The organism is Embleya sp. NPDC127516 (genome assembly GCF_044765325.1).
Lineage (GTDB): Bacteria > Actinomycetota > Actinomycetes > Streptomycetales > Streptomycetaceae > Embleya.
The window spans coordinates 234,612-251,156 of the sequence record NZ_JBIWJT010000004.1 but is presented as its reverse complement, the minus strand read 5'-3'; the positions used below and the strand labels follow the sequence as shown (position 1 = coordinate 251,156).

Here is a 16,545-nt window from a genome sequence, read left to right as displayed (position 1 = left end):
CGGGTGGCGCCGCCGGGGCCCGTGATCGACTCGCCTCCCCCCGAGGGTGTCGATCAGACCCGCTGCCACAGAGCCGGCACGTTGGGCGGCTCCCAGCCCGGTTGTGCCGTGTGGCCCTGCAGACAACGGTAGTTCTGGCCGCCATAGGTCGCCGTACTGCCGGCCGCGTAGTTGGTGCCCACGCGCCAGGTGCCGCCCGGCGGGTTGGTGGGCGGCTCGCTCGTCGGCGGTTGCGTGGTCGGCGGCACGCCGTTCACGTTCAGCACGAAGTCGAAGGACGCCTCCCTGCCGTTGCCGACCGTACGCACCGTCATCAACAGTCGGGGGTCGAAGATGGTGTCGGTGTTGTTGCGCGGCTCACCCGGGAAGTACGTCTGCGTGGTGAGGATGCCGCGGTTGGGCGCCTGGACCTTCATGTGCAGGTGCCGGGTGCGGCCGGGGTACAGGCCCGGCACGATCGTGGTCAGCGAGTACGCCCCCTGGGCGTTGGTGAACTGGTGGCCACGGAAGGTGAATCCGACGTTGTCGTAGTTGCCGTTGGTGTCCGCCTGCCAGAAGTCGAGCAGGACGTTCGCCAGTGGCTGACACTGCCGGCCGAACACGTATCCGGAGACGGTGAGCGGCACACCCGGGGTGTTGGGGGTGGTGAGCACCGAGCGCAGCGGTGAGTTGGGCTTGAAGTACGGGCCCTCGGTCTGCGCGATCGTCGGCTCGTCCCCGTCGTGGCAGAAGGGGGTGGGTTCCAGTGTGCCGGACTCGCGCTGCGACCTGGCCAGCGCGGGCACACCGCCGATGAGCAACGGGAGTGGGGCGGCCACCAGGGCCGCCTTGAGCAGATTCTTGCGGGTGATGCCGCGCCTGACGGGCTCGTCCTGATCGGTGTTGTCGGTGTCCACGGCGACCTCTCCTCGGCGAGGGGGACGGGCGGGCAGGGTCGAGGCATCGATCCGGCCCACTCGCGATTGGTCTGAACCTATGCGCGCCGCTCGGGTGCGTCGATGGACAAAGCACGGCCCTCGTGGTGCTTCGCGTTGATGTCCCGGCGATACTCCCCGGGGGTGCTTCCGGTCTCCCTGCGGAAGAATCGGCAGAAGTACGCGGGGTCCGCGAATCCCACCCGATCGGCGACCTGGCGCACCGTCAGATCACTGCCCGCGAGCAGCCGTTTGGCCTCGACCACCTGGGTCTGGCGGATGATCTGGCCGGGGGTGCGCCCGGTCGTGCTCTTCACCGCGTGGTTGAGGTGGCCCACCGATACACCCAGTTGGGCGGCGTACGCGCCGACCGTGCGATCCAGGGGATCCAGGTCCACCGGCCCGTCCAGCAGCCGGGTGAAGCGCTGGGCGATGACGGCGGTGGGGCCCGGATCGGGATCGGGGTCCACGTCCGCGCCGTTTCGGGCCGCGAGTCGTGCCGCGCGCAGGATCAGCACGTGCAGGTACGCCTGCAGGATCGGGATGAACCCCTCGCCCTGCTCGGCGTATTCGCGCCGCATCTCGGCCACCACCCCGGCCAGCCCCGGCGCCGCCTCGGGCGTGGGACGCAGCTTCGGGTGTCCGGCCAGGTCGCGTACCGTGTCCCGGTCCTCGGGGTGGGCGAGCAGGAAGTCGTCGTTGAACAGGACGACCCAGCCGCTGAGTTCCTGCATTCGGTGCCAGAAGTGCACCTGACCGGGCGCGACGAAGAACAGGTGTGGCGGGTTGACCGTGCGCGGTACCAGGTCGATCACGTGGGTGCCGCGGCCGCCGGTCACGAAGGCGATCTCGTAGAAGGTGTGTCGATGGGGGAAGTCGGCGCGCGACATCGGCCCGATGGTGTCGAACGAGCCGATCGCGAACGGCAGGATGCTCGGCGCGGGGACGTCCAGTCGGTGCAGGGGGACCGCCGGACGAAGCTGGGTCGGCGAACTCATCGGCTCACCCCGACGCGTTCATCCGGCCGGTCCGGCTGGTCCGGTCGTTCGCCGGGCCTGGGCCGCCGGCTGGGCCCGTCCGGCCCTTCCGGCCTGTCGTAGCTGCGCGAATACCATGCCATGTCGGCCCCCTGTGGTTCCGGTCGATGCGGCCGGCGCTCGTTCGCGGCCAGGCTAGAGCGATCGATACCCGCCGTGGGCGACTTCGCACCGTCCGTCACGAACTGGCAAACACGGCCGCCCTGGTGGCCGCCGTGCGGGCGGCCGTGGCACGAGGGACGCCATCGCGCCGTTCGCCTACGGTGTCCGGGACGAACGGGCCCGGGCGCATCGCGCGGCCGAGGATACCCAGCGCAACGACGAGGCGGCGGCCGTGTTCGGGGCGGAGGGCGCCTTCGACCCGGCCGACACCCGTGCGGTGCCGGCCCGGTTCGAGGCGCCGGTCCTCCTGCTCGCCGGCGAGGTCGACGTCTCCGGTCCGCCGCGCGTGATGGGGGAGTTCGCCGCGTTGTTCCCGTACGCCGAACTCGTGGTCCAGGCCGGGGCCGGCCACTTCCCCTGGCTCGACGGCGCCGACCGTTTCGCCCGGACCACGGCGACGTTCCCGGGGTGGCGATGTGCCGCGCCCAGGAGCGTCGCGCGCCGGGGCACCGAGCCGTCCGCACCGGGGGTGTGGGCGCGAGCGCCTTCGGTCAGCCCGCGATGGTGAGCTGCATCAGGGCCTTCGCGGTGTGCATACGGTTCTCGGATTGCTCGAAGACGCGGCTTCGGGGCCCTTCGAAGACCTCGTCGTCCACCTCGAGGATGTCCGGCTGGGCGCGGGCGGTTTCGGTGTCGAGGTCGTGGAAGGCTGGGAGGCAGTGCAGGTAGATGGTGTCCGCGCGGCCGGTGCCGGCCATCAGGTCGGGGGTTACCTTCAAGTCCCGGAGCAGGTCGATGCGTTCGCGGGTGTGCGCCTCCTCGCCCATGGACACCCACACGTCGCCGTAGACGGCCGCCGAGTCGGCCAGGGCTCGGCGGGGCGACGCGGTGACGGTGATCGCGGCGTGCGGGGACTCGGCCTCGGCGAGCAGTTCGGCGATGGATCCGGGGTTCGGGTGCAGCGGTTCGGGGGCCAGGACGCGCAGGTCCAGACCGAGTTTGGCGGCGGCGATGGCCAGCGTGTACGCCACGTTGTTGCGGCCGTCGCCGACGTAGGTGACGGGCAGGCCCTCCAGGCGACCGAAGTTCTCGCGCAGGGTGAGCAGGTCGGCGAGGACCTGGGTGGGATGGTACGAGTCGCACAGGCCGTTCCACACCGGCACGCCCGCGTGGCGCGCGAACTCGGCGATGGTCGCGTGTTCGAAGCCGCGGAACATCACACCGTCGAAGACCCGACCGAACACTCGGGCGATGTCGCGGACGGACTCCTTGACGCCGAACCGGATGTCCTCGCGGCTGAACAGCTCCGGATGCGCGCCGGACTGCGTCGCGGCGACCACGAACGAGACCCGGGTGCGGCACGAGGGCTTGAGGAAGATCAGCGCGATGTTGCGACCGGCCAGGACCGGGACGCGTTCGCCGTGCGCGGCCCGCTCCTTGGTGTCCGCCGCCCGGTCCAGCAACTCGGTGATCTCGTCCGCTTCGACGTCGCGCAGGGAGAGCAGATTGCGGCTTTTGAGGGTGGAATACCCCATGGGACGACCTCGATTCGACGACTCGATGTTGCATGAATATTCCTTACTCGGCATCATCATGCACTATGGCGCGTCGGTGCGGCATCTGTTTCCACCCGGAAACCGGTGGAGGCCGGGCGGGTCCGGCTGGTAGCTTCCCGATCGTGTCCAGCCCCGAGTCGGACAGACGACGGCCGCCGGTGAAGCGGTGGCCGACCTCCTGTCGAACGTGTCGATGAACTGAGCCGCCCGGCCGCAGCAGCGAGCCGAGGGCGTGCTCGGACCCGTCCGCGGGCATGACCGCCACCCGAGTCGCCGGAGCAGCGAAGTGTGGGCTCCCGCGCCGCCGTTGCGACACCCGTGCAAGCAAGCCGGTGTCGTACGCACGCGCGGACGTGGCCCACCCCTGCCCAATCGGATCCGGATCGGATCCCTCGGACGTCCATGGGGTTTCGTCATGCCATTCGCTGTCTACGTGCTCGGGCTCGCGGTCTTCGCCCAGGGCACCTCGGAGTTCATGTTGTCCGGCCTGCTCTCGGGCATCGCCACCGACCTGCACGTGTCCATTCCCACTGCCGGGCTGCTGACCTCGGCGTTCGCGATCGGGATGGTGGTCGGCGCGCCCGCGATGGCGCTGCTGAGCCGCACCTGGCCCCGTCGGCGCGCGCTGTTGTCGTTCCTGGGCGTGTTCATCGCCGTGCACGTGGTCGGGGCGCTCGCCCCGAACCACCCGGTCCTGCTGGCCACCCGGGTGATCGGCGCGCTCGCCAACGCCGGGTTCTGGGCGGTCGCCCTGGTGACCGCGATCGACCTGGCCGGGCCCGAACGCCGAGCCCGAGCCACGTCCGTGGTGGTCGGTGGGGTCACCCTCGCGTGTGTGGCGGGCGTGCCCGCCGGCGCGTTGCTGGGCGCGTGGTGGGGGTGGCGCTCGGCATTCTGGGCGGTGGCCCTGGTGTCGCTGCCGGCCGTGTTCGCGATCGCGCGCACGGTGCCGAACCGGCCGGTCCAGGTGGATGCCACGGTCGGCGCGCGCCGCGAACTGCGAGCCCTGGCCACGCCGCCGCTGCTGATCACGCTGCTGCTGAGCGCGCTCGTGCAGGGCGCGACATTCGGTACGTTCTCCTACCTCGAAGCGCTGGTCACCGACGTCGCCGGGCTCGGCGACGGCTGGGTGCCGCTCGCGCTCGCGCTGTTCGGGGCGGGCTCGTTCATCGGCGTCACCGTCGCGGGCCGCGTCGTCGACGCGCGGCCGAACACGCTGATCACGGCCGGGATGGCGGCGCTCGCGGTGGGATGGGCCCTCCTCGCGGCGACGGCCGCTCATCCGGTCGCGGTGATCGTGCTCGTCCCGGTGCAGGGGATGCTCGCGTTCGGTACCGGAACGGCGCTGATTTCCAGGGTGCTTCGGCTCGCCCCGGCGACCTCGGCATTGGCCGGAGCGGGCGCCACCGCCGCCTTCAACGTGGGCGGCGCTCTCGGACCCTGGCTCGGCGGCCTGGCCATCGACGCCGGGTTCGGCTACCGCGCGCCGGTGTGGGTGAGCGCGATCATGATGGGTGCGGCCCTTGCGGTGGCGGGGCTGACGTATCGGGCGACCCGGGCGAGCGCGGCGACCGAGGCGTCCGACGCGATTCAGGTGCCCGAGATGTCCCAGGCGCCCCAGGCGCCCGAGGCGGGGCAAGCGCCTGAGCCCCGCGGACGCGTCCGGTAGTTCCCACGGTTTTCACTCCACGACGCCGGTCGGGCGGGTCCACCCACCCACCCACCCACCCACCCGACCGGCATCGCAGCCGTCGGTCCGGAGTCGTCAGCCCATCCCGACCCGCGCCAGCACCCGCATCGCCCCCGGCGACACCCGACTCAGCAACCGGCCCGCCTTCGCCTCCGGCGTCACCGCCACCACCGCCCGCCGCCGGCGGATCGCCCGCACGATCTGGTCGGCGACCTTCTCCGGCGGGTAGTTCCGCCGCGCGTACAGCCTGGAGAACCGTTCCCGCCGCGCGTCCTGTTCGGTGTCGTCCACGCCGGAGAAGGTGGTGCTGCGGGTGATCCCGGTGTTCACGATGCCGGGGCAGATCGTGCTCACCCGCACGCCCGAACCGGCGAGTTCGGCCCGCAGGCAGTCGGACAACATCGCCACCGCGGCCTTGCTCGTCGCGTAGGCCGCCAGCATCTTGGCCGGCGTATACGCCGCCGCCGACGCGAGGTTGACGATGTGCCCGCCTTCGCCGCGCTCGGCCAGCAGGGTGCCGAACGCCCGGCAGCCGTGGATCACGCCCCACAGGTTGACGTCGAGCACACGCTTCCACTCGGCGTTCGTCGTGGCCAGGAACGTGCCCGAGTGACCCACACCGGCGTTGTTGACCACGATGTCCGGGACGCCGTGCGCGTGCACGACCTCGGCGGCGAACGTGTCCATCGCCGCGCCGTCGGCCACATCCACCCGATACGCGTGCGCCGCCCGCCCGTACAGCCGGGCCAGTTCGGCCGTGCGCTCGGCGGCGGGCAGATCCAGATCGCACACCACCACATCCGCGCCCTGTTCGGCGAACGCGACCGCGGTGGCCCGCCCGATCCCACCACCCGCGCCGGTGACCAGCGCGAGCCGTCCCGAGAACGGGTCCCTGCCGGGCGGGCGTTCGCGCTGCCGGGCCAGGTCCAACACCGGTGTCGCGGTGCCGTGCTCGATGTGTTCGACGAACTCGCGGGTCATTCGGGCCACGGTCGGTCCCTTCTCCAGGAGGGCGGACCAATGGCCCGCGGCGACGGTCCGCCGCCACAGCCGGGGCACCCAGCGTTCCAGGCCCTCGGACAGCGCCGCCCCGACGTAGCGGTCGTCGGTGAGCGTGATCAGTTGTACCGGCACGGTTGTCTCCCGGCGACCCGGCAACACCATGCGCGGCAGCATGTTGGCGCGGTACAGCGCGATCCCGCGCACCGCGTCCTCGACCAGCGTGGCCTGCGGGTGCCCGGCGCGTGGCCGGATCCCCTCCGCCCCGGCCAGCACCCGATCCCAGCGGGCGGCCAGTCCCCGCCGCCAGGTCGCGGGCGCGAGCACCGGCAGGTGGAACGCGGTGATGTACCACGAGCGCACGGACTGCGCCGCGAGTTGTCGCAGATGCCGGGGGGTGGGCCGGGCGAACCGGGCGCGGGCCCAGTGCCCGACGTGGTCCAGACACGGCCCGGAGATCGAGGTGTACGAGGCGATCCGGCGCGGGCCGGCCCGATCGGTGACCGCCTCCCAGGCCTGGATCGAGCCCCAGTCGTGGGCCAGCACGTGTGCCGGCCGATCCGGGGCGACCGTCGCCAACACCGCGAAGAGGTCGGCCGCCAGTTGTTCGAGCCGGTAGCCGTAGCGACTCCCGGGCGCGCCGGAGGCACCCGCGCCGCGCACGTCGTAGCGGACCACCCGGTGATCGCGCTCCAGGTCGGCGACGACGTCGTCCCAGACCCGATGGGTGTCCGGATAGCCGTGCACCAGCAGCACCAACGGCCGGTCCTCCGGGCCCTGTTCGTACACCGCAAGGGGAACACCGGCGGAGACCACCGTGCGGGTGCGCGGGGCCTCGACCGCGCCGACCACGCGCTTCGCGTCGGACGCGGGCGGCGCCGTCATCGCCCACCCGCCGCACGCACCCGGTGCACGTGCGGCACGTCCTCGTCCAGCCAGTACGCGTCGTCGTCGGTGACCACCAGCAACTCCTCGAATTTGACGCCCACCGCACGCAACGCGATGTGCGGCTCCACCGCCCACAGTCCCGGCGTCGGCGCGTGCCGGGACGCCCGGCCGTCCGCCCACAGCGGCGAACGCCCGTGCAGGCGCTCGCCGATCAGTTCCCGGCCCAGGGTGCGCAGCGTGCGCACGCCGAAGCCCAGGGCGTTCACCCCGACCGGCCGGCGCAGGGTCACCCGGGTGACCCGATGGCCGATCACCCGGCCGGGATAGACCCGATGCCGGTTGTCGTAGCCGTGTTCGAGGATCAGCGCGTCCACCGCGCGGTACACGTCGTCGAGCGCCTTGCCCGCCCTGACCTCGCGCAGGATCAGGTCGCGGTACGCGCCGAGGTCGAGGACCAGGCGATCCCACACCGCGTTCTCGCCGACTTTGCCGGCGTAGCCGATGTCGGCGGTGTACCCGTCCACGATCGGCGCGCAGTCCAGCACGTACGGCATGCCCTCGGTGAGCACCCGGTCGGTGGCGAAGAACTGGAGCGGGGTGTGGAAGTTCCGGAAGGCGGTGCGGTCGCCGAACCACGCGAACGGGATGTGGAAGAAGTCCCGGACTCCCTCCGCCACCAGTTCGCGGCGCAGCCGAGCGGCGGCCCGACGCTCCGTCACGCCCGGCTCGATCCAGGCCGCGACGCGCTCGGCGCAGCGGTAGGCCAGCCGCTGCACGTCGCGGAAACGATCCAGGTCGACCTCGTCGAACGCGAACGCCGGGATCCCTCGGGGCGGTCGCGCCGCCGGAACCTGTAGCCGTGTGCTCATGTCCTCCGCCTTCGGGGGGGGTGGGATGGCGGCCGCGGGCGTTCGCCCGCGCGGTCGCTCACAGGTCCAGAACCAGCCGCTCGCCTTCCGCGGCGCGCGACACGCACACCAACATCGCGCCGGCCGCCCGCTCGTCGTCGGTCAGGCGCAGATCGCGGTGGTCGACCTCGCCGGCCAGTACGCGCACCCGGCACACACCGCAAAACCCCTGCCGGCACGAGTAGGCGGTCTGCGGCAGGGCCTCGCGCAGCACGTCCAGGGCGGGCCGGTCGGCGGGCACGGCCAGATCGATCCCTGCGCGCCGCAGGCGCAGTTCGAAGGGTCGCCCGTCGACCACCGGGGCGGGCGCGAAGCGCTCGAAGTGCAGGCCGCCGCCCGGGCCGGCGTCGACGGCGGCGCGGACGCCGGCCAGCATGGGCGCCGGCCCGCAGCAGTACACCGCGGCCCCGGCGGGTGCTCGACCCACCAGTTCGGCGCAGTCGGGCGGGCCCGCCTCGTCGTCCGCACGCACCTCGAACCGCCCGCTCGAAGCGCACAGTTCGCTCAGCTCGGCGCCGAATGGCAGCGAGGCGCGGGTGCGGCCGAGGTGGATCAGCCGCCAGTCCAGGCCGGCCCGCGCGGCCTGACGCACCATCGGCAGGATCGGGGTGATGCCGATGCCGCCGGCCAGGAACAGCACGGCGGGCTCGGCGGCGAAGGGGAACGCGTTGCGTGGACCGACCGTGCGCAGCGTCGCGCCCACCGGCAACGCGTCGTGCATCTCCACCGATCCGCCGCCGCCCTCGGGCAGTCGGCGGATCGCGATCCGGTAGGTGTAGCGGTCCTGGGGGTCGCCGCACAGCGAGTAGTGGCGGCGGCGTCCGGAGGGCAGTTCCAGGAGCAGGTGGGCGCCGGGCTGCCAGTCGGGCAGCCGGCCGCCGGCCGGCGCGGTCAGCCGCAGCGAGATCACCTCCCGCGCCTCGACGACCCGCTCGCGGACCACGAGTTCGAGCATTCCCGCCCGTCGGGTCGGGGGATGGGGCGCGCCGGATCGGGCCCGCCGCCGGCCCCGGTGCGCGACCGCGTCGGTGTGCAGCCGGCCGAGCACGGTCAGCGCGCGCATCATCCGGTCGGCGCGCTCGCGCCCGTACAGGTCCGGCGGCGCGGTGCTCGGCCCGCCGGATATCGAAGTCGGCGGCGTGGACGGGCTCATGGGCATCCTCGGCATCCTCGCTGTCCGGGACGGACGGCCGGGCGGGTGCGCGCTCACCGGGCGGCGGCGCGGGCGGCGGGCGAGCGGGCCAGGTACGCGACGGCCTGGCCGGTCGAGCCCTCCTGGGTGGGGTGGTAGCGCGGCTTGACGTAGCGCGCGGCGGACCGCGCGGCCCCGGTAAGTCCCGGCAACAGCCCCCGACGCGACGCCTGTACGTACGCACGCCAGGTCGGTTTTGCGCGACCCTCCAATTCGGGATCGGTGAGCATCAGGAACCGCACACCGCGCACCCACAGCCAGGTCAGCACCGGTCCGGTGACCGCCATCGTGCGCATCCGGCGCAGGTAGCTCGGGTCCAGGTGGACCAGCAAGTCGTAGGCGACGCTGCGGTGTTCGACCTCCTCGGCACCGTGCCAGCGGAGCAGGTCGAGCATCATCGGATCCACCTCGGCCCGGTCCAGGCCGGGCGCGTTGAGCACCCAGTCGCCCAGGAACGCGGTGAAGTGCTCGATCGCGGCGATGATCGCCACGCGTTCGATCAGGTTCTCCCGGCCGGCCGCGCCGGTCGGGTCGTCCCGACGGCCGAGCACCCGGTGGAAGAGCCACTCGACCTGGCGCACGAACGGCGCCGGGTCCAGGCCCTTGGCGAGCAACAGGTCCAGTACGCCCTGGTGTGCCTCGGCGTGCACGGACTCCTGGCCGATGAAGCCGATCACATCCTCGCGCAGCCGCTCGTCGGTGATCAGCGGCAGCGCCTCCCGGAAGGTGCGCACGAACCAGCGCTCGCCCTCGGGAAGCAGCAGGTGCAGCACGTTCATCGTGTGCGTGGCCAGGGGCTCCTGCGGCACCCAGTGCATCGGAAGGCGCGACCAGTCGAAGTGCACGTCGCGCGGGTTGAGCGCCAGGTCGCGGTGTTCGTCGGTGCGAACGGCCGCCCTCTGCACCAGAGTTCGGGTCGAGCGCCGGGCGATCCGCGGGACCGCCGCGGCGGGTGGAACCGAGGACATGGCGATGCTCCTTCGTCGGAAGGATTCTTGTTACCTCACAGTAGGGAGTGTTGAATAAAAGTCAATACCTTGCTCGGACGGCACGAGTCCCGCCCCGGCGAGGCCCCGTCGAGGTGCGCCGAAGGGGCCTGGGCGCGATGTCGGTGGCGAGCCTGCCCGCGGGTACGAAGCCGGTCGGCGCGTACGTCGGTGATGAGGACGAGCGGCGGCACGATCGATGGACGGGCGTGCGACCGAGGGCTGTTCGGGAAGGAGTTCCCCGACTCTCGCGAGGTCGTCGCCGGTACTCTTGCCGTGGACGTGCGACATGGAGCGGAACCGCCCCCGCCGCGTCGCCGCCGACCCGTGCACGCACCTTGCCGCGATCGAGACCAGGGGCCGTTTTGAATCAGAGTCAACGCCCCCGACCGCAGGGTCGCCGGACCCCGCCCGACTCCGAACGCTCGCAGGCGCGCCGAGCCGAACTGGTGGCCATCGGTCGGCAGTTGTTCGCCAACACCTCCTACGACGCGCTGTCCGTGGACGAGATCGCGGCCCGCGCCAACGTGGCCAAGGGCCTGCTCTACTACTACTTCCGGAACAAGCGCGGCTACTACCTCGCGGTGATCGAGGACTCGGTCGCCGACCTGGTCGCCCGCGCCCGCAGCGACGCCGACCAGCCCGCCGCCGATCGGCTGCGCAACGTCCTGGACGGCTATCTGCGCTTCGCCCAGGGCAACGAGGCCGCCTACCGCACCGTGGTCAGCGGCGGGGTCGGCTTCGACACCGACGTGCTCACCATCCGCGAACGTGTCCGCGAGGAGATGCTCACCTCGCTCGCCGAGGGCGCCTACGGTCGGTCCGACCTGTCGCCGATCGCCCGCACCGCGCTGATCGGCTGGTTGTACTGCGTCGAGGGGGTCACCCTGGACTGGCTCGCCCGCCGGGAACCGGAGCGCGAGGTGGTACACCATCTGCTGGTGATGCTGCTCCTGGACACGTTCGTCACCATCGCCCGACTGGACCCGGCGTGGCAGCCCCCGGCGGCGGCCCTGGCCCTCCGGCGCTCGAGCGGGCACCCGGAGTAGCCGACGCCGGGCACCCGTCGGGTCATCCCAGCGACGGACCCGTTCACCCTGGGGGCGCATGAATCGGCGCTCCCGGGTTCGCCCCCACGGCGATCGGCACGGGCCGGGCCGCCGGCTAGCGTTGAGGGCAGATCGGGCACCCGCCCGGCGGCCCTCCACGTGGAGGTGCCCAGCACCGGAGCCACGGAGACGGCAGCGATGATCAAAGCCGACGCACTCACCAAGCGCTACGGGCCCAAGACCGCCGTCGAGGGACTGACCTTCACCGTCCGCCCCGGCGTGGTCACCGGCTTCCTGGGCCCCAACGGCGCCGGCAAGTCCACCACGATGCGGATGATCCTGGGCCTGGACCACCCCACCTCCGGCACGGTCACCGTCAACGGTCGCCGCTACGCCGACCATCGCGCCCCGCTGCACGAGGTCGGTGCGCTGCTGGAGGCCAAGGCGGTGCACACCGGGCGCTCGGCGTACAACCACCTGCTGTCGATGGCCGCCACCACCGGCATCCCCACCCGTCGGGTGCGTGAGGTGATCGAGATGGTCGGGCTGGACGAGGTGGCCCGCAAGCGGGTCGGCGGCTTTTCGCTGGGCATGGGTCAGCGCCTGGGCATCGCCACCGCGCTGCTGGGCGATCCGGCCACGCTGGTGCTGGACGAGCCGGTCAACGGGCTCGACCCCGAGGGCGTGTTGTGGATCCGCACGCTGCTCAAGTCGCTGGCCGCCGAGGGCCGCACGGTCTTCCTGTCCTCGCACCTGATGAGCGAGATGGCGCTCACCGCCGAGCACCTGATCGTGGTCGGCCGGGGCCGGCTGATCGCCGACGTCTCGGTCGCCGAGTTCATCCACAACGCCGCGCCCGACCAGGTCCGGGTCCGTACGCCCGACGCCGACCGGCTGCGCGCGCTGCTGTTCGGCCCGCGGGTGCGGATCAGCGGCCACGAGCGGGACGTCCTGGAGGTGTCCGGGGTGTCCAGCGACGACATCGGCCGGGTCGCCGCGGCGCACGGCATCACCCTGTTCGAACTGGTCCCGCAACAGGCTTCACTGGAGGAGGCGTTCATGGAATCGACCCGGGACGCGGTCGAGTATCGGGTGGCCGCGGGCGGACCCGGCCCGACGCGGACGACCGGCACGGGTCGCCGTCGCAAGGACGAGGTGGCCTGATGTCGACCACCACGACCATCGCCGGCGACACCACCGGCGTCCCCCGATTCGTCTCCACGGCAGCCGGCCGCGGCCGGATCACCTTCGTGCGGGTGCTCCACGCCGAGTGGATCAAGCTGCGCAGCCTGCGCTCGACCCTGTGGGTCCTGGCCACCGCCGTCTTCCTGGTGATCGCGCTGGGCCTGCTGGTCACCTCGGGCACGGTCGACCGCTGGCCGAACATGAGCACCGGCGAGCGGGAGCGATTCTCCGCACCCAACGCGAGCCTGACCGGGTTGTATCTGGCCCAGCTGGCGATCGGCGTACTCGGTGTCCTGGTGGTCACCGGCGAGTACGCCACCGGATCGATCCGGGCCACCATGTCGGCGGTGCCGCACCGGCTTCCGGTGTTGTGGGCCAAGACCGCGGTGTTCGCGACGGTCACCTTCGTGCTGATGCTCGCCACCTGCCTGGTCGCGTTCGTGACCGGACAGGCGGTGCTGGCGAAGGAGCACATCGACGTCTCGCTCGGCGACCCGGGCGTGCCGCGCGTGGTGGTGGGCGTCGCGGTCTACCTCGCCCTCACCGGCGTCCTGGCGATCGGGATCGGCGCGATCGTGCGCAACGCCGCCGGCGGCATCGCGATCGTGTTCGGACTGCTGCTGGTCCTGCCCGAGGTGGTCCGCGCGCTGCCCTCCGACTGGCAGGAGCGCATCACCAAGTACCTGCCCAGCGAGGCCGGTCAGGCGCTCAGCCGGTGGCACCCGACGGAGGGCGTGCTGTCCCCGGGAGCGGGCATCACGGTGTTCGTGCTCTACGCGGTGGCCGCGCTCGCGGTGGCGGCGGTGCTGCTCGGGCGGCGCGACACGTGAACACGATTCCCGCACGGTTCGGCGGCGAGCACGCGCTCGCCGCCGTACCGGCACGGGTGGTGGCCTTCACCCGCCGGCATCCGATCCGGGCCGACGCCACGCTCTCGCTCGCCCTGCTGTTCCTCTTCGAGGCCGGGAACGTGCTGCGGCTGTCCCCGTGGGGGGCGATGGGGGTGGTGCTGACCCTGCCGCTCGCGCTGCGCCGCCGGGCCCCGGTCGCGGTGTTCGTGGTGATCTCGGCCGCGGCGCTGGGGCAGTGGTCGATCGACGCGAAGACGGGCGCGGACGCGAGCCTGCTGATCGCGCTGTACACCGTGGCCGCGACCTGCGACCGGCGGCGCACCCTGTACGCGCTCGCCGTGGTCGAGATCGGCATCGTGCTCGCCGTCGCCCGCTGGACCGTGGACGGGTACCGGTTCGGCGCGTTCGTCGGGCTCAGCGCGATGGCCGTCACGGCGGCGGTACTCGGCGCCAACCTGCGCACCCGGCGGCGCTACCTGCTGGCCCTGGAGGAGCGCGCGCAACGCCTGGAACGCGACCAGGAACAGCAGGCCGAACTCGCGGTGGCGGCCGAACGCGCGCGGATCGCCCGCGAGATGCACGACATCGTCACGCACAACCTGTCGGTGATGGTGGCGCTCGCGGACGCCGCCACGATGACCGTGCACAGCAGACCGGACCGCTCGGCCGCCGCGATGGAGCAGGTCTCCGGCACGGGTCGGCAGGCGCTCACCGAGATGCGCCGCTTCCTGGGCGTGCTGCACGAGGACGAACCCGACGCCGCCCGGCACCCGCAGCCGGACCTGGCCCGGCTGGGCGCGTTGGCCGAACAGGTGCGCGCGGCCGGACTGCCGACCACGCTCACCGTGCAGGGCGACACCCGGGACGTGCCCGCGGGCGCGCAACTGGCGGTGTACCGGCTCGCCCAGGAGGCGCTGACCAACACCCTCAAGCACGCCCGGCCCGGCGCGAACGCGCGGATCCGGGTCCGGAGTTCGCCCGAGCGGCTGGAGCTGAGCGTGGTCGACGACGGCCGCCCACGCGCGCGCGACGTCGGCGATGGGGAGGAACCGCGCGGCGGGCGGGGACTGGCGGGCATGCGGGAACGAGCCGCCGTCTACGGTGGCGACGTGGAGGCCGGGCCGTTGCCCGGGGGCGGCTGGCGAGTGTCGGCGCTGTTGCACCTGACCGATCCGGGAGGATCCTGACGTGGCCATCGACGTACTGGTGGTGGACGACCAACCGCTGCTGCGGATGGCGTTCACGATGGTCCTGGACGCCCAGGACGACATGACCCTGGCAGGCGAGGCCGACTGCGGCGAGGACGCGGTCCGGCTGGCCGAGTCGGTGCGCCCGGACGTGGTGTTGATGGACGTGCGCATGCCCGGCATGGACGGCATCGAGGCGACCCGGCTGATCACCGAGCGTTGCCCGGCGACCAGGGTGCTCATCCTGACCACGTTCGACCTGGACGAGTACGCCTTCGCCGGACTTCGCGCGGGCGCCTCCGGGTTCCTGCTCAAGAACGCGCTGCCCGCCGAACTGCTGGGCGCGATCCGTTCGGTGGCGGCGGGCGACGCGGTGGTCGCGCCCCGCGTCACCCGCCGCCTGTTGGAGACGTTCGCGCACCGGCTGCCGCAGCACGATCTCGGGCCCGGCGCCGAGGATCCCCGGCTGGCGCAGTTGACCGAGCGCGAACGCGGGGTGCTGATCGAGGTCGCCCGCGGCCTGTCCAACGCGGAGATCGCCGCCCGGCTGCATCTGTCGGACGCCACGATCAAGACCCATGTGAGCCGGGTGCTGGCCAAACTCGGCGTCCGCGACCGCGTGCAGGCCGTGGTGGTGGCGTACGAGAGCCGCCTGGTGCAACCGCTGTGAGATCCGGCGCCGCGTGGGTCGGGTACGTCCCGCGCGGCGCCGGGGATGCACTGGCGCGGCGTGCCGCCGGTGGCCGGGGTGCGGCCGGCCCGCATCACCGCGGCCGACCCGACGCACGCCACGCCGGCGGCGGCCACCGCGCAGAGCCCGATCGTCCAGCCGTCGTCGGTGTACACCTGCGGGATGACGAAGGTCTGCGCCGGCGCGCCGGGCCGGGCGACGGTGGAGACCTGGTAGGTGTGCGCCGACAGAATCGCGGTCAGGATCGCGGTGCCCACCGCGCTGCCGAACGACTGGGTCAGCGCCAACATGTGCGCGCCGATGCCCTGCTGCGCCTGCGGTACCGCCTATGGCGAAATGCCCTCGTCCCTCGTGAACGGTCAGACCCGTGTAATCGACGCGAGGTCGCGCACCTCGTCGGCGACGGTCGTCCACAGGGCGGCGGGCAGGTCGTGGCCGACGCCCGGAAAGGTCACCAGGCGGGCGCCCGGCACCGTGCGCGCGGTGACCCTGGCCGCGTGCACGCGCAGCAGCGGATCCTGTTCGCCGTGCAGGACCAGCGTCGGCCGGCGCAGCTCGCGCAGCTTCGGGCCGTGCCACCGGGCGCCGATCTGCCGGCTCTGCGCCTTCTTGTCGCGCGGGCCGCTGTCCACGTCGGCCTCGACCCACGCGCGGGCCGCGTCCTCGTCGAACGGGTAGCCGGGCGAGGCGATGCCGCGCCACACGGTGAGCGCGGCCTCGATGTCGCCCTCGCGTCCCGGCGGGAACTTCGCCCGGGCGAGCCGGGCGAGCAGCCCCGGTCGCAGGTAGCGCAGGACACGCAGGCCGGACACGTCGCTGGGAAGCGCGGCCGAGGAGGTGACGCCGAGCACCCGATCCGGGTGCCGCAGGGCGATTCGCTGCGCGATCACCCCGCCCAGCGAGTGGCCGAACACGTGCGCGCGCTGCCAGCCGAGGGCGTCCAGTACGGCGATCGCGTCGTCGACCATGTCTTCGGACGTGTAGGCCTCGCCGCGTTTGCCGAACAGCGCCCGGAACGGATTGCCGGTGGCGGTCTCCGGCAGCCGGGTGGATTCGCCGGCGTCGCGCTGGTCGTAGCGGGCGACGGCGAAGCCGGCTGCGGCGAACGCCTCGCACAGCCCGGCCGGCCACCAGAACCGGGCCGTGGCCAGGCCCATGATCAGCAACAACGGTTCGCCCTGCGCGCCTTCGAGCCGGTCGTAGGCCACCTCCACCGCGCCGTTGCGGGCGTGACGAGTCGGCGTCCACTGCAGGTCGGGCATGGCGATTCCCTTCGGTGCTTACTGCGATCAATGTTCGCAGTTTTCGAT

General features: G+C 72.4%; 16 protein-coding genes. 8 read left to right on the top strand and 8 right to left on the bottom strand.

All coding sequences use genetic code 11. The features are described from left to right. Nucleotides 1–53: 53 nt before the first annotated feature. Both ACIRL2_RS08970 and ACIRL2_RS08965 read right to left on the bottom strand, forming a co-directional pair. A complete protein-coding gene (locus ACIRL2_RS08970; protein ID WP_395858788.1) occupies nucleotides 54–896 on the bottom strand; it encodes a carbohydrate-binding protein in 843 nt (280 codons plus the stop codon). Between the two features lie 77 nt (nucleotides 897–973). Continuing rightward, nucleotides 974–1,912, bottom strand: a complete 939-nt coding sequence (locus tag ACIRL2_RS08965; protein WP_395858787.1) for an AraC family transcriptional regulator — start codon at nucleotides 1,910–1,912, stop codon at nucleotides 974–976. A gap of 373 nt (nucleotides 1,913–2,285) precedes the next feature. On the opposite strand from ACIRL2_RS08965, the gene ACIRL2_RS08960 reads away from it, so the two are divergent. Further along, nucleotides 2,286–2,621 (top strand): alpha/beta fold hydrolase, encoded by a 336-nt coding sequence (locus ACIRL2_RS08960; RefSeq protein ID WP_395858786.1) that lies wholly within the window; start codon nucleotides 2,286–2,288, stop codon nucleotides 2,619–2,621. Here the strand turns inward: ACIRL2_RS08960 and argF are convergent. Next, nucleotides 2,605–3,588 (bottom strand): ornithine carbamoyltransferase, encoded by a 984-nt coding sequence (gene argF, locus ACIRL2_RS08955; RefSeq protein WP_395858785.1) that lies wholly within the window; start codon nucleotides 3,586–3,588, stop codon nucleotides 2,605–2,607. The genes ACIRL2_RS08960 and argF overlap by 17 nt on opposite strands. 436 nt (nucleotides 3,589–4,024) lie before the next feature. Here argF and ACIRL2_RS08950 point away from each other — a divergent pair, with 436 nt between their 5' ends. Beyond that, nucleotides 4,025–5,278 carry a Cmx/CmrA family chloramphenicol efflux MFS transporter gene (locus ACIRL2_RS08950; protein ID WP_402231153.1) on the top strand — a complete coding sequence of 418 codons (1,254 nt, stop codon included), beginning with the start codon at nucleotides 4,025–4,027 and terminating at the stop codon, nucleotides 5,276–5,278. A 96-nt stretch (nucleotides 5,279–5,374) separates the two neighbouring features. Here ACIRL2_RS08950 and ACIRL2_RS08945 read toward each other — a convergent pair whose 3' ends face one another. Genes ACIRL2_RS08945 through ACIRL2_RS08930 form a run of 4 tightly spaced genes read right to left on the bottom strand, consistent with a single transcriptional unit; the run spans nucleotide 5,375 to nucleotide 10,254 of the window. Continuing rightward, nucleotides 5,375–7,183, bottom strand: a complete 1,809-nt coding sequence (locus tag ACIRL2_RS08945) for an SDR family oxidoreductase (RefSeq protein ID WP_402231151.1) — start codon at nucleotides 7,181–7,183, stop codon at nucleotides 5,375–5,377. Beyond that, nucleotides 7,180–8,055: a M24 family metallopeptidase gene (locus ACIRL2_RS08940; RefSeq protein ID WP_402231149.1), complete on the bottom strand. Its 876-nt coding sequence runs from the start codon at nucleotides 8,053–8,055 to the stop codon at nucleotides 7,180–7,182. Before ACIRL2_RS08940 ends, ACIRL2_RS08945 begins: the two co-directional genes overlap by 4 nt. A 58-nt stretch (nucleotides 8,056–8,113) precedes the next feature. Continuing rightward, entirely contained in the window at nucleotides 8,114–9,247 is a 1,134-nt protein-coding gene (locus ACIRL2_RS08935; RefSeq protein ID WP_402231148.1) for a PDR/VanB family oxidoreductase, read from the bottom strand. Between the two features lie 53 nt (nucleotides 9,248–9,300). Then, nucleotides 9,301–10,254 carry a metal-dependent hydrolase gene (locus ACIRL2_RS08930; protein WP_402231146.1) on the bottom strand — a complete coding sequence of 318 codons (954 nt, stop codon included), beginning with the start codon at nucleotides 10,252–10,254 and terminating at the stop codon, nucleotides 9,301–9,303. Nucleotides 10,255–10,637: 383 nt separating this feature from the next. On the opposite strand from ACIRL2_RS08930, the gene ACIRL2_RS08925 reads away from it, so the two are divergent. The 6 genes from ACIRL2_RS08925 to ACIRL2_RS08900 all read left to right on the top strand — a co-directional run bounded on the left by ACIRL2_RS08925 (nucleotide 10,638) and on the right by ACIRL2_RS08900 (nucleotide 15,451). Next, nucleotides 10,638–11,321 carry a TetR/AcrR family transcriptional regulator gene (locus ACIRL2_RS08925; RefSeq protein ID WP_402231144.1) on the top strand — a complete coding sequence of 228 codons (684 nt, stop codon included), beginning with the start codon at nucleotides 10,638–10,640 and terminating at the stop codon, nucleotides 11,319–11,321. A 198-nt stretch (nucleotides 11,322–11,519) separates the two neighbouring features. Continuing rightward, a complete protein-coding gene (locus ACIRL2_RS08920; RefSeq protein WP_331770861.1) occupies nucleotides 11,520–12,485 on the top strand; it encodes an ATP-binding cassette domain-containing protein in 966 nt (321 codons plus the stop codon). After that, nucleotides 12,485–13,336 (top strand): ABC transporter permease, encoded by an 852-nt coding sequence (locus tag ACIRL2_RS08915; RefSeq protein ID WP_395858778.1) that lies wholly within the window; start codon nucleotides 12,485–12,487, stop codon nucleotides 13,334–13,336. The genes ACIRL2_RS08920 and ACIRL2_RS08915 overlap by 1 nt, the downstream gene beginning before the upstream one ends. Continuing rightward, nucleotides 13,333–14,544, top strand: coding sequence for a sensor histidine kinase (locus tag ACIRL2_RS08910; protein WP_402231141.1), 1,212 nt, complete (start codon nucleotides 13,333–13,335; stop codon nucleotides 14,542–14,544). The genes ACIRL2_RS08915 and ACIRL2_RS08910 overlap by 4 nt, the downstream gene beginning before the upstream one ends. Before the next feature lies 1 nt (nucleotide 14,545). After that, nucleotides 14,546–15,214 (top strand): response regulator, encoded by a 669-nt coding sequence (locus tag ACIRL2_RS08905; protein WP_395858775.1) that lies wholly within the window; start codon nucleotides 14,546–14,548, stop codon nucleotides 15,212–15,214. A gap of 45 nt (nucleotides 15,215–15,259) precedes the next feature. After that, nucleotides 15,260–15,451: a hypothetical protein gene (locus tag ACIRL2_RS08900; RefSeq protein WP_395858774.1), complete on the top strand. Its 192-nt coding sequence runs from the start codon at nucleotides 15,260–15,262 to the stop codon at nucleotides 15,449–15,451. A gap of 143 nt (nucleotides 15,452–15,594) precedes the next feature. Here ACIRL2_RS08900 and ACIRL2_RS08895 read toward each other — a convergent pair whose 3' ends face one another. Continuing rightward, complete coding sequence (locus ACIRL2_RS08895) at nucleotides 15,595–16,488, bottom strand: alpha/beta fold hydrolase (RefSeq protein WP_402231550.1); 894 nt, start codon at nucleotides 16,486–16,488, stop codon at nucleotides 15,595–15,597. Nucleotides 16,489–16,545: the final 57 nt, after the last annotated feature.